The organism is Variovorax paradoxus (genome assembly GCF_009498455.1).
In the GTDB taxonomy this organism is placed as follows: Bacteria; Pseudomonadota; Gammaproteobacteria; order Burkholderiales; family Burkholderiaceae_C; genus Variovorax; species Variovorax paradoxus_H.
The window spans coordinates 1,199,440-1,211,732 of record NZ_CP045644.1 but is presented as its reverse complement, the minus strand read 5'-3'; the positions used below and the strand labels follow the sequence as shown (position 1 = coordinate 1,211,732).

Below are 12,293 nucleotides of genomic sequence, written 5' to 3'. Positions count from 1 at the left end.
TGGCACAGTCATATAAGACGGATTTATAGCGCCATCGACGCGAATTCATTGGCTTTCTCTGCGTGGAGCGGGCCAAATTGCCTTCAGGAGACCCGAACATGTCCATCAGCACCCGAAATATCGACCACCACATCGCCGGCGCCCCCGCCGCCAACACCTCCGGCCGCACGCAGGACGTGACCAACCCCGCCACCGGCGCCGTCACCGGCAAGGTCGGCCTCGCCGACGCCGCGCAGGTGTCGGCCGCCGTGGCCGCGGCGCAGGCCGCGTTCCCGGCCTGGGCCGACACGCCGCCCATTCGCCGGGCCCGCGTGATGTTCAAGTTCCTGGAGCTGCTCAATCAGCACAAGGACGAACTCGCCCACCTCATCACCGCCGAGCACGGCAAGGTCTTCACCGACGCGCAGGGCGAAGTGAGCCGCGGCATCGACATCGTCGAGTTCGCGTGCGGCATTCCGCAGCTGCTCAAGGGCGACTTCACCGACCAAGTGAGCACCGGCATCGACAACTGGACCTTGCGCCAGCCGCTGGGCGTGGTCGCGGGCATCACGCCCTTCAACTTCCCGGTGATGGTGCCGATGTGGATGTTCCCGGTGGCCATTGCCGCGGGCAACACCTTCGTGCTCAAGCCCAGCCCGACCGACCCGAGCGCGTCGCTCTTCATGGCCGAGCTGCTCAAGCAGGCCGGCCTGCCCGACGGCGTGTTCAACGTGGTGCAGGGCGACAAGGTCGCGGTCGATGCGCTGCTGGAGCACCCCGACGTCAAGGCGATCAGCTTCGTGGGCTCCACGCCCATTGCCAACTACATCTACGAAACCGGCGCCCGCCACGGCAAGCGCGTGCAGGCGCTGGGCGGCGCGAAGAACCACATGGTGGTCATGCCCGACGCCGACATCGACCAGGCGGTCGACGCCCTCATCGGCGCCGGCTACGGCTCGGCCGGCGAGCGCTGCATGGCGATCAGCGTCGCGGTGCTGGTGGGCGACGTGGCCGACCGGCTGCTGCCCAAGCTCATCGAGCGCACGAAGACGCTGAAGGTGCTCAACGGCACGAACCTCGCGGCCGAGATGGGCCCGATCGTCACGCGCGCCGCGCATGAACGCATCACCGGCTACATCGACCTGGGCGAGAAGGAAGGCGCGACGCTGCTGGTCGACGGCCGCAAGTTCGACGGCAACGTCGCCGGCGAAGGCTGCGGCGATGGCTTCTGGATGGGCGGCACGCTGTTCGACCACGTCACGCCCGAGATGCGCATCTACAAGGAAGAAATCTTCGGCCCCGTGCTGGGCTGCCTGCGCGTCGCGACCTTCAAGGAAGCGGTGGATCTCATCAACGCGCACGAGTTCGGCAACGGCGTGAGCTGCTTCACGCGCGACGGCAACGTGGCCCGCGAATTCGGCCGCCGCATCCAGGTCGGCATGGTCGGCATCAACGTGCCGATCCCGGTGCCGATGGCGTGGCATGGCTTCGGCGGCTGGAAGAAGAGCCTGTTCGGCGACATGCACGCCTATGGCGAAGAGGGCGTGCGCTTCTATACGAAGCAGAAGTCGATCATGCAGCGCTGGCCCGAAAGCATCGGCAAGGGCGCCGAGTTCGTGATGCCGACCGCGAAGTAAAGGTAAAAGGGGGCGCCGCACGCGCGGCGCTTCCCATCCGAAGAACAACGAGAGACAAAAGCCAGCCGCCATGAGCGACACCACCTTCGACTACATCATCATCGGCGCCGGCACCGCGGGCTCGCTCATCGCCAACCGCCTGAGCGCCGACAAGACCAGGCGCGTGCTGCTCATCGAGGCCGGCCGCAAGGACGACTACCACTGGATCCACATTCCGGTGGGTTACCTGTACTGCATCGGCAACCCGCGCACCGACTGGCTCTACAACACCGAGCCCGACGCGGGCCTCAACGGCCGCACGCTGCGCTATCCGCGCGGCAAGACGCTGGGCGGCTGCTCCAGCATCAACGGCATGATCTACATGCGCGGCCAGTCGCGCGACTACGACCAGTGGGCGTCTCTCACGGGCGACGAGGGCTGGCGCTGGGAGAACGTGCTGCCGGCCTTTCGCAAGCACGAAGACTTCTACCTCGGCGCCGACGAGATGCACGGCGCGGGTGGCGAGTGGCGTGTCGAGAAGCAACGGCTGCGCTGGGACATCCTCGACGCGTTTGCCGACGCGGCCGTGCAGGCCGGCGTGCCGCACACCACCGACTTCAACCGCGGCAGCAACGAAGGCGTGGGCTACTTCCAGGTCAACCAGAAGAACGGCTGGCGCTGGAACACCGCCAAGGCCTTCCTGCGGCCCACCTGCTACGGCCGCCCCAACTTCGAGCTGTGGACCGGCGCGCAGGTGTCGCGCCTGCTGTTCGAGACGCTGCCCGACGGCACGAAACGCTGCACCGGCGCGCAGGTGTGGGACGGCACCGAGATGACCACCGCGCACGCCGAGTGCGAAGTGATCCTCAGCGCGGGCGCCATTGGCTCGCCGCAGATCCTGCAGCTGTCGGGCGTCGGCCCGGCCGAACTGCTGCGCCAGCACGGCATCGACGTGGCGGTCGACGCGCCCGGCGTCGGCGCCAACCTGCAGGACCACCTGCAGATCCGCGCGGTCTACAAGATCGAGGGCGCGCCCACGCTCAATGTGCTGGCTTCGTCGATGGTCGGCAAGGCGAAGATCGGCCTCGAATATCTGATGAAACGCAGCGGCCCGATGAGCATGGCGCCGTCGCAGCTGGGCGCGTTCACGCGCAGCTCGCCCGACCGCGAGTGGCCCAATATCCAGTACCACGTGCAGCCGCTGTCGCTCGACGCCTTCGGCGAGCCGCTGCACAGCTTCCCTGCCTTCACCGCGAGCGTGTGCAACCTGAACCCGACGAGCCGGGGCTCGGTGCGCATCAAGAGCGCGCGCTTCGAAGACGCGCCCGCCATCGCGCCGAACTACCTGAGCACCGAGGAAGACCGCAAGGTCGCGGCCGATTCGCTGCGCGTGACGCGCCGCATCGCGCAGCAGCCCGCGCTCGCGAAGTACAAGCCGCAAGAGTGGAAGCCCGGCGTGCAGTACCAGACCGACGAAGACCTCGCGCGGCTGGCCGGCGACATCGCCACCACCATCTTCCACCCGGTCGGCACCACCAAGATGGGCGCCGACGGCGACCCGATGGCGGTGCTCGACGCGCGCCTGCGCGTGCGCGGCGTGCATGGCCTGCGCGTGGTCGATGCGGGCGCGATGCCCACCATCACGAGCGGCAACACCAACAGCCCCACGCTGATGATGGCGGAGAAGGCGGCGGGCTGGATCCTCGAAGACAACCGCCACCGCTGAGCCGGCCTCAGCGGCGCGGCGCGGGCGGGCCCGTCGGCAGAGCGCCTACCGGTCGAAGAACGCCAGCTTGCGTGCGCGAGGCAGCGCCTTGAGCGCGATCTCCGCCCGCAGCGCGGCACCCCTGTCGGGGTACTGGCGCGCCGCCAGCACGCGCTGCGGCGGACGCGCTCGCGTGAACTTGGCCCCGAGTCCGAAGACATGCTGGAAGAAGCGTTGCTCCACGTCGAGGGCGATGCCCGCGTAGTACACGCCGCCCTCGCATTCGAGCAGGTAGAGCCAGTAGGGTTGCGGCGGCGAGGGATCGGGCAAGGTTCGGGGCACGGTCCGATTGTGCGGGTGGCCCGCAGGGGCTCCCGGACGGTCTTGAATGGTGCGTTGAACGAAGGTGCTGGCCCGGAGTTCATTCGCCAAACGCACCAAGTCCTTCCAATTTTTCATTAGCCAACGGCGCGGGTTTCGCACATATTGGCCGGGTTCGCCCTTCCACTTGTTCTGCCTCTCTTCCCCTGGAGCGCCCATGCCTGAAGCCCAGACCCCCGACAGCGTTCCCGCCGAAGTCGAGCAACTGCTGCAGCGCCTGGGCGTGCCGCGCTCGGCCCACACCGGCGGCGAGTTGACGGTGCGCTCGCCGGTCAGCGGCGAGGTGATCGCGCAGGTGCCGCAGACCACGGCCGTCGAAGCCACCGGCGCCATCGGCCGCGCGCACGAGGCCTTCAAGGCCTGGCGCCTGGTGCCGGCGCCGCGCCGCGGCGAACTGGTGCGTTTGCTGGGCGAAGAACTGCGCGCCGCCAAGGTCGACCTGGGTCGCCTCGTCACGCTGGAGGCCGGCAAGATCCCGTCCGAAGGCGCGGGCGAGGTGCAGGAAATGATCGACATCGGCGACTTCGCGGTCGGCCTCTCGCGCCAGCTCTACGGCCTCACGCTGGCCACCGAGCGCGCCGAGCACCGGATGATGGAAACCTGGCACCCGCTGGGCGTGTGCGGCGTGATTTCGGCCTTCAACTTCCCCGTGGCCGTGTGGTCGTGGAACGCGGCGCTCGCACTGGTGTGCGGCGATTCGGTGGTGTGGAAGCCTTCGGAAAAAACACCGCTCACCGCACTGGCCGTGCACGCCATCGCGCAGCGCGCCATCGCCCGCTTCGGCGATGCCCCTGAAGGGCTGCTCGGCCTGCTGCTGGGCCAGCGCGACATCGGCGAGGTGCTGGTGGACGACCACCGCGTGCCGATCCTCTCTGCCACGGGTTCCACCGCGATGGGCCGGCAGGTCGGGCCGAAGCTCGCTGCGCGCTTTGCCCGCGCCATTCTTGAACTGGGCGGCAACAACGCCGCCATCGTCACGCCCTCGGCCGACCTCGATCTCACGCTGCGCGGCATCGCGTTCGCGGCCATGGGCACGGCCGGCCAGCGCTGCACCACGCTGCGACGCCTGTTCGTGCACGACAGCGTGTACGACCAGCTGGTGCCCCAGCTCGTGAAGGTCTACGGCAACGTGCAGGTGGGCGATCCGCGCGAGGCCGGCACGCTGGTCGGTCCGCTGATCGATCGCGCGGCCTTCGACGGCATGCAGAAGGCCTTGAACGAAAGCCGCGAGATCGGCGCGACGGTGCACGGCGGCCAGCGCGTCGACGGCATCGGCACGCCCGACGCCTGCTACGTGCGCCCCGCGCTGGTCGAGCTGAAGTCGCACGACGGCCCGGTGCTGCGCGAAACCTTCGCGCCCATCCTCTACGTGGTGCGCTACCGCACGCTCGACGAGGCGATCGAATGGCACAACGCGGTGGGCGCGGGCCTGTCGTCGTCGATCTTCACGCTCAACGTGCGCGAGGCCGAGCGCTTCATGTCCAGCGCGGGTTCGGACTGCGGCATCGCCAACGTCAACATCGGCCCGAGCGGTGCCGAGATCGGCGGCGCCTTCGGCGGCGAGAAGGAAACCGGCGGCGGGCGCGAAGCCGGCTCGGACAGCTGGAAGGCGTACATGCGCCGCGCGACCAACACCATCAACTACTCGACGACATTGCCTCTTGCCCAGGGCGTGACCTTCGACATCGGCGACTGACCCACCCCGGCCTGTTGTTCTCGCCGCGCAGCACCTCGCTGCAGCGGCAGGGCAGTGGTCGCGCGCATCCCCCCAAAGAAAACCACCAGGAGACAGAAAAGATGAAGATGCAACTGAAGACCCTCGTCACCGCCGCGCTGCTCGCGCTCGCCTTCGGCACCACAGCCACCGCGCAGCAGGCCCCGACCGGCGGCACGCTCGACAAGATCAAGACCAGCGGCAAGGTCGTGCTCGGCGTGCGCGAGGCGTCGCCGCCCATGGCCTACATGCTGGGCGCGGGCGACAAGTACGTGGGCTACCACGTCGAACTCTGCGAGCGCGTGCTGAAAGACATCGCGCCCGACGCCAGGCTCGAGTACATGGCCGTGACCGCGCAGAACACCATCGCGCTGATGCAGAACGGCACGCTCGACATCGGCTGCGGCCCGACCACCAACAACACCGCGCGCCAGCAGCAGGTGGCCTTCGCGCTCACCACCTACGTGAGCGAGGTGCGCATGGCGTCGCGGGTCGACTCGGGCATCACCACGCTCGACCAGCTCGCGGGGCGCAACGTGTCGGCGTCGAGCGGCACCACCGCCGTGCAGCTGCTGCGCAAGCGCGAGCGTGCGCAGAACGTCTCGTACAACACCTTGCTCGGCAAGGACCACCTGGAGAGCTTCCTGCTGATGGAGTCGGGCCGCGCCGACGCCTTCGTGCTCGACGACAACCTGCTCGCCGGCATCATCGCGAACTCGAAGAGCCCCGCGGCGTATCGCATCACCGGCGAAGCGCTGGGGTCGGAGCCGATCGCGCTGCTGTTCCGCAAGGACGACCCGGCCTTCAAGGCCGCGGTGGACGGCGCACTGCGCAAGCTCATGAAGAGCGGCGAGCTCGAGAAGCTCTACACCAAGTGGTTCGTGGCCGCGATTCCCCCGAAGAACACCAGCCTCAACCTGCCGATGAGCCCCGTGCTCAAGCAGCTGATGCTCGAACCCAACGACAAGCCGCTGGAAGCCTACGCCAAGTGACAGACGCCGCCGTGTTCTCGCCGGCGCAACGCGTGCGCGCCATCCACGTCTCGGAGATCCTGCGCATCACCGACCACGCGCAGGCGCTCAAGCGCGCCGGCCGCCCGGTGATCGTGCTGGGGGCCGGCGAGCCCGACTTCGACACGCCCGAGAACATCCGGCACGCGGCCTCGCAGGCGATTGCGCGCGGCGACACGCGCTACACCGTGCTCGACGGCAGCCCGGCGATGAAGGCGGCCGTGCAGCTGAAGTTCAAGCGCGACAACGCGCTGGACTTTGCGCTCGACGAGATCAGCGTGAGCGCGGGCGCCAAGCAGGTGATCTTCAATGCGCTGATGGCGAGCCTGAACCCGGGCGACGAAGTGATCCTGCCCGCGCCGTACTGGACCTCGTACGCGGACATCGTGCAGATCTGCGGCGGCGTGCCGGTGTCGGTGGCGTGCGGCGAGGAGAACGGCTTTCGGCTGACGGCGGCGCAGCTGCAGGCGGCCATCACGCCGCGCACGCGCTGGCTCTTTTTGAACTCGCCGTCGAACCCGAGCGGCGCGGCCTACAGCGCCGCGCAGCTGAAGCCGATCACCGACGTGCTGCTTGAGCACCCGGGCGTGTGGGTGCTGGCGGACGACATCTACGAACACATCCTCTACGACGGCCTCGCGTTCGCGACGCCGGTGGCCGTCGAGCCAAGGCTGAGAGATCGCACGCTCACGGTGAACGGCGTGTCGAAGGCCTATGCGATGACGGGCTGGCGCGTGGGCTACGGCGCCGGGCCGCGCGCGTTGATCGCGGCGATGGCCGTGGTGCAGAGCCAGTCGACCTCGTGCCCGTCGTCGGTGAGCCAGGCCGCGGCGATCGAGGCGCTCACCGGGCCGCAGGGCATCGTGGCCGAGCGCTGCGCATCCTTTCAACAGCGCCGCGACTTCGTCGTGGCTGCGCTCAATCGCACGCCGGGCCTGCATTGCCGCGTGCCCGAGGGCGCCTTCTATACCTTTGCAAGCTGCGCCGGCGTGCTCGGCAAGCGCACCGCCGCTGGCGCGCTGCTGCAGACCGACAGCGACTTCTGCCGCTACCTGCTGCAGGCGTTCGAGGTGGCGGTGGTGCCGGGCAGCGTGTTCGGGCTGGCGCCGTATTTCCGCATCTCGTATGCGACGTCGATGGCGCAGCTGGAAGAGGCGTGTTGGCGGATTGCCGCTGCTTGCGAGGCGCTCGAATGACTTTGAATTTCTCCCTCCCCGCTGGGGAGGGCAGGGGTGGGGGCACGCGGCGTATCCATTGCCGTCGGCTGTTTCAGCGCCGCTTGCCCCATCCCAGCCTTCCCCCAGAGGGGGAAGGAGCGAATACCAAGACCTTCATCACATTGGACACCCCATGACTTCCTCCCGCACCGGCGGCCAGATCCTGGTCGACCAGCTCATCACCCACGGCGTGCAGCAGCTCTTCTGCGTGCCCGGCGAAAGCTTTCTTGCCGTGCTCGATGCCTTGCACGACGCATCGATCGACGTGACGGTGTGCCGGCAAGAAGGCGGCGCGGCGATGATGGCCGAGGCGCAGGGCAAGCTCACGGGCCAGCCCGGCATCTGCTTCGTCACGCGCGGCCCCGGCGCCACCAACGCGGCGGCGGGCGTGCACATTGCACACCAGGATTCGACGCCGCTCCTGCTGTTCGTCGGCCAGGTCGCGCGCGATGCGATGGGCCGCGAGGCCTTCCAGGAGCTGGACTACGGCGCGGTCTTCGGCACGATGGCCAAGTGGGTCGTGCAGATCGACGACCCGGCGCGCGTGCCCGAACTCGTCTCGCGCGCCTTCCATGTCGCGACCTCGGGCCGGCCCGGACCGGTGGTGATCGCGCTGCCCGAAGACATGCTGACCGAAGCCGCCGTGGTGGCCGATGCGCTGCCGTATGCGGTCACCGAAACGCATCCCGGCGCGGCCCAACTCGCCGAGCTGCAACAGCGCCTGTCGCAGGCGCAGCGGCCCGTCGTCATCCTGGGCGGCAGCCGCTGGTCCGAGGCCGCGACGCAGCAGTTCGCGCAGTTCGCCGAGGCCTATGCGCTGCCCGTGTACTGCTCGTTCCGCCGCCAGATGCTGATGTCCGCCGAGCACCCCTGCTACGCGGGCGACCTGGGGCTCGGCGCGAACCCGCGCATGCTGGCGCGCATCCGCGATGCGGACCTCGTGCTGCTGGTCGGCGGGCGCTTGTCGGAGGTGCCGTCGCAGGGCTATGAGCTGTTCGCGATTCCGCAGCCGAAGCAGGCGCTGGTGCATGTGCACGCCGATGCCGACGAGCTCGGCAAGCTCTATCGACCGGCGCAGGGCATCCACGCCACGCCGCAGGCTTTTGCCGAAGCGGTGTCCGCGCTGCGCCCGGCTTCACAGCCCACTTGGCAGGCCGAGACGAAGACCGCGCGCGAAGACTTCCTGCGCTGGAGCGACCCGGCTGCGATCCGCATTCCCGGCCCGCTGCAGATGGGCGAGGTCATGCAGCACCTGCGCGAGGTGCTGCCGGCCGACACCATCTTCTGCAACGGCGCGGGCAACTTCGCGACCTGGGTGCATCGCTTCTGGCCGTTCCGCGCGTTCGCCAGCCAGCTCGCACCGACCAGCGGTTCGATGGGCTACGGCCTGCCGGCCGGCGTCGGTGCCAAGCGCCTGTGGCCCGAGCGCGAGGTGGTCGTGTTCGCGGGCGACGGCGATTTCATGATGCACGGCCAGGAGTTCGCGACCGCCGTGCAGTACGGCCTGCCGATCCTCGTCGTGCTGCTGGACAACGGCATGTACGGCACGATCCGCATGCACCAGGAAAAGCACTACCCCGGCCGCATCAGCGCCACGCAGTTGAAGAACCCCGACTTCCGCGGCTATGCCGAAGTGTTCGGCGGGCACGGCGAGCGCGTGACCACGACGGAAGAGTTCGGCCCCGCATTGGCGCGAGCCCGTGCCAGCGGCAAGCCGGCGATCCTGCATTGCCTGCTGGACCCGGAGGCGATCACGCCCGCGAGCACGCTGCAGTCGATCCGCAAGGCGGCGTTGGCCGCGAACTGAAGCGTCGTCAGCGCAGGCCGCCGACGTAGCGCGGCGGCGGCGTGGGCGGCAGGCCGTCGGGCTGCCGCGCCGCCAGCCGCGCGGCGCGGGCCAGCGGTTCCATGGCCTGCTCGAGCCGCGTGGCGAGCTGGTCGAGCTCGTCGTCTTTGGTCTCGGCGGCGTGGATGCGCGTCATGCGCACGATCTCGGCGGCGTACTCGGCATTGGTGGCCATCCATTCGGTGTCGGTCACGCGTCCGTGCTTGCGCCGCAGCGCCACGTGCAGGCGGGCGGCGAGGGCGATGCGTTCGCTTTCGGACATGGATGGCATGGCGGGGTCTCCGTCTTTTGGGTCAAGCTCCCAGGTGTTCCTTGTGTTGAGCAAGATCGAGGCCCACGAGTTCGCTCTCGGGGTCGACGCGCAATCCGACCAGCACATGCACGAGGAACAGGACGATGGCCGTGCCCGTCGCGCTGTAGATCGCCACGCTGCCGACGGCGATCGCCTGCGTCAGCACATTGCCCGTTGCGCCCGAGATGCGCGGGTCGGCGAACACGCCGGTGAGCAGCGCGCCCACGATGCCGCCGATGCCGTGCACGCCGAACACGTCGAGCGAGTCGTCCGCACCGAGCAGGTGCTTCAGGCCCGTGGCGCCCCAGTAGCAGGCCAGCCCGGCGATGGCGCCGATGGCCAGTGCCGCCAGCGGCGTGACGAAGCCGGCCGCCGGCGTGATGGCCACCAGCCCGGCCACGAGGCCGGAGCACAGGCCCAGCAGCGAGGGGCTGCGGCGCACGATCCATTCGCCGATCATCCAGCTCATGGCGCCGGCCGCCGCCGCGATGTGCGTCACCAGCATGGCCAGGCCGGCGCGCCCGTCGGCCGCCACCGCCGAGCCGGCATTGAAGCCGAACCAGCCCACCCACAGCAGGCCCGCGCCAGTCATGGTGAGCGCCAGGCTGTAGGGCTCGAAGGCCTCGCGTCCGTAGCCCCGGCGCGGCCCGAGCGCATAGGCGCACACCAGCCCCGCGATGCCCGCGTTGACGTGCACCACCGAGCCGCCCGCGAAGTCGAGCGCGCCCATCTGCGCGAGCCAGCCGCCCGGCTCCCACACCCAGTGCGCGACGGGGGCGTACACGAGCACGCTCCACAGCAGCGCGAACCAGAGCAGGGCCGAGAAACGCATGCGCTCGACAAAAGCGCCGAGCACGAGCGCGGTGGTGATGATCGCGAAGCTCAGCTGGAACATGGCGTAGACCGACTCGGGCACGTTCGGTGCCACATGGCTCACGGCCACCTGGCCGGCGTCCTTCAGGTACTCGAAGCCCGAGAAGCCGATGCGCGAGAGGTTGCCCAGCCAGGGCCAGCCCGGCGTGAAGGCCAGCGAATAGCCGAGCGCGAACCAGGTCAGCGAGACCACCGCGGCGATTGCCACCACCCCGGCCATCGTGGCCAGCACGTTCTTGCGCCGGACCATGCCGGCGTAGAAGAGCGCGATGCCGGGCAGCGTCATCAGCAGCACCAGCGCGGTCGAGGTCATCATCCAGGCGGTGTCGGCCGCGTTCAGGGAGGCTTGGGGTGCCAGCAGGGCCATGACCGTTTCTTCTTGGAGTGGTGGACACAGGCGTGTGTGCACGAGTCATGCCATCTTGTTAACCGCCTGAAACACTTTGGTTTCCCAACCGGGGGGTGGAAGTAAGTCGAAGCGGGTAATTCCTAATGCACTGGGGCGGTGCGCGCTTGCACAATCTGCGCACTCGCGACGGGCCCTGCTCGTACTGCCGAGGGTCCGAGGAGACAAGCTTCCGATCGATCAACAAGAACATTCTTCAAAGGCTCCGTACGAGATGCCTGTCTGATATTTGAAAAGCGCCGCTGGTCGGCGCTTTTTTTTGCCTGTTCGCCGCGCGATCTCGGGCGCTTTCCTCCAAGCCAAACAAGCCTTCTGACCAGCTGGGGTCGGCCATGACAGCTATCGTTTCGATAGCGATTCGGTGAGACAATCGCCCGCATGGAAATGCTGGTGGTCACGGGCGCCTCACTGCTCGCGGGTTTTATCGATGCGATCGTGGGCGGCGGCGGGTTGATCCTGGTGCCGGCCCTCTTTGCGGTGTTTCCGGGCGCGCCGCCGGCCACGCTGCTGGGCACCAACAAGAGCGCGTCGATCTGGGGCACCGCGGCCTCGGCGGCCCAGTTCAGCCAGCGGGTGCAGATGCGCTGGGGGGCGATGTGGCCGGCGGCGCTGCTCGGCTTCGGCGGCTCGATGGTCGGTGCGTGGACCGTCACGGTCTTCCCGGGCGACTTTCTGCGCCGCGCGCTGCCGGTCATCCTGCTGGGCGTGCTGATCTACACGCTGGCGCGCAAGGACATGGGCCGGCTGCACGCGCCGCGCTTCAGCGGACGCGCCGAAACGCTGGCGGCCAGCACCATCGGCCTGACCATCGGTTTCTACGACGGCTTCTTCGGGCCGGGCACGGGCAGCTTCCTGGTGTTTTTGTTCGTGCGCTGGATGGGCTACGACTTCCTCAACGCCTCGGCCTCGGCCAAGGTCATCAACACCCTGACCAACGCCGCCGCGCTGATCCTGCTGGCCGCCAAGGGCCACGTCTGGTGGCACTACGGGCTGGTGATGGCGGTGGCCAACGTGGCCGGCAGCCTGGTCGGCACGCGCGTGGCGCTGAAGCATGGCGCCGGCTTCGTGCGGATCGTGTTCATCGTGGTGGTGAGCGCGCTGATCCTGAAGACGGCTTACGACGCGTTCCTGAAGTGAAAAAGCCCCGGGCGTGATGTCAGGGGCTTTTTCGAGAAACACCGAGGAACCGGCTTTGCCGGGCCTCAGGTGTTGCCCCCGGTAGGGGGTTGGCGAAGCGACACGAAGTGCGCGCAG

At 68.5% G+C, this 12,293-nt stretch carries 10 protein-coding genes; 7 read left to right on the top strand and 3 right to left on the bottom strand.

What is annotated here, in order from left to right; all coding sequences use genetic code 11:
• Positions 1-98 precede the first annotated feature (98 nt).
• Together GFK26_RS05420 and GFK26_RS05415 are read left to right on the top strand one after the other, a co-directional pair.
• Entirely contained in the window at positions 99-1,616 is a 1,518-nt protein-coding gene (locus GFK26_RS05420; RefSeq protein ID WP_153281106.1) for a CoA-acylating methylmalonate-semialdehyde dehydrogenase, read from the top strand.
• Positions 1,617-1,686: 70 nt separating this feature from the next.
• The gene (locus GFK26_RS05415; RefSeq protein ID WP_153281105.1) at positions 1,687-3,321 is read left to right on the top strand and encodes a GMC family oxidoreductase; all 1,635 of its coding nucleotides are present in this window, start codon (positions 1,687-1,689) and stop codon (positions 3,319-3,321) included.
• A 45-nt stretch (positions 3,322-3,366) separates the two neighbouring features.
• On the opposite strand, the gene GFK26_RS05410 is transcribed toward GFK26_RS05415, so the two are convergent.
• A complete protein-coding gene (locus GFK26_RS05410) occupies positions 3,367-3,642 on the bottom strand; it encodes a GIY-YIG nuclease family protein (RefSeq protein WP_153281104.1) in 276 nt (91 codons plus the stop codon).
• 196 nt (positions 3,643-3,838) lie between these two features.
• Here GFK26_RS05410 and GFK26_RS05405 point away from each other — a divergent pair, with 196 nt between their 5' ends.
• From GFK26_RS05405 to GFK26_RS05390, 4 genes are all read left to right on the top strand, one after another.
• The gene (locus GFK26_RS05405) at positions 3,839-5,377 is read left to right on the top strand and encodes an aldehyde dehydrogenase family protein (protein WP_153281103.1); all 1,539 of its coding nucleotides are present in this window, start codon (positions 3,839-3,841) and stop codon (positions 5,375-5,377) included.
• Between the two features lie 101 nt (positions 5,378-5,478).
• Positions 5,479-6,387, top strand: coding sequence for an amino acid ABC transporter substrate-binding protein (locus GFK26_RS05400; RefSeq protein ID WP_153281102.1), 909 nt, complete (start codon positions 5,479-5,481; stop codon positions 6,385-6,387).
• Entirely contained in the window at positions 6,384-7,601 is a 1,218-nt protein-coding gene (locus tag GFK26_RS05395) for a pyridoxal phosphate-dependent aminotransferase (protein ID WP_153281101.1), read from the top strand. Before GFK26_RS05400 ends, GFK26_RS05395 begins: the two co-directional genes overlap by 4 nt.
• 154 nt (positions 7,602-7,755) lie before the next feature.
• Entirely contained in the window at positions 7,756-9,429 is a 1,674-nt protein-coding gene (locus tag GFK26_RS05390; protein WP_153281100.1) for a thiamine pyrophosphate-binding protein, read from the top strand.
• Positions 9,430-9,436: 7 nt separating this feature from the next.
• On the opposite strand, the gene GFK26_RS05385 is transcribed toward GFK26_RS05390, so the two are convergent.
• Both GFK26_RS05385 and GFK26_RS05380 read right to left on the bottom strand, forming a co-directional pair.
• Positions 9,437-9,739, bottom strand: coding sequence for a hypothetical protein (locus GFK26_RS05385; RefSeq protein WP_082549084.1), 303 nt, complete (start codon positions 9,737-9,739; stop codon positions 9,437-9,439).
• Positions 9,740-9,761: 22 nt separating this feature from the next.
• Positions 9,762-11,000 carry an ammonium transporter gene (locus GFK26_RS05380; RefSeq protein ID WP_153281099.1) on the bottom strand — a complete coding sequence of 413 codons (1,239 nt, stop codon included), beginning with the start codon at positions 10,998-11,000 and terminating at the stop codon, positions 9,762-9,764.
• A gap of 417 nt (positions 11,001-11,417) precedes the next feature.
• On the opposite strand from GFK26_RS05380, the gene GFK26_RS05375 reads away from it, so the two are divergent.
• Positions 11,418-12,176: a sulfite exporter TauE/SafE family protein gene (locus GFK26_RS05375; RefSeq protein ID WP_153281098.1), complete on the top strand. Its 759-nt coding sequence runs from the start codon at positions 11,418-11,420 to the stop codon at positions 12,174-12,176.
• Positions 12,177-12,293: the final 117 nt, after the last annotated feature.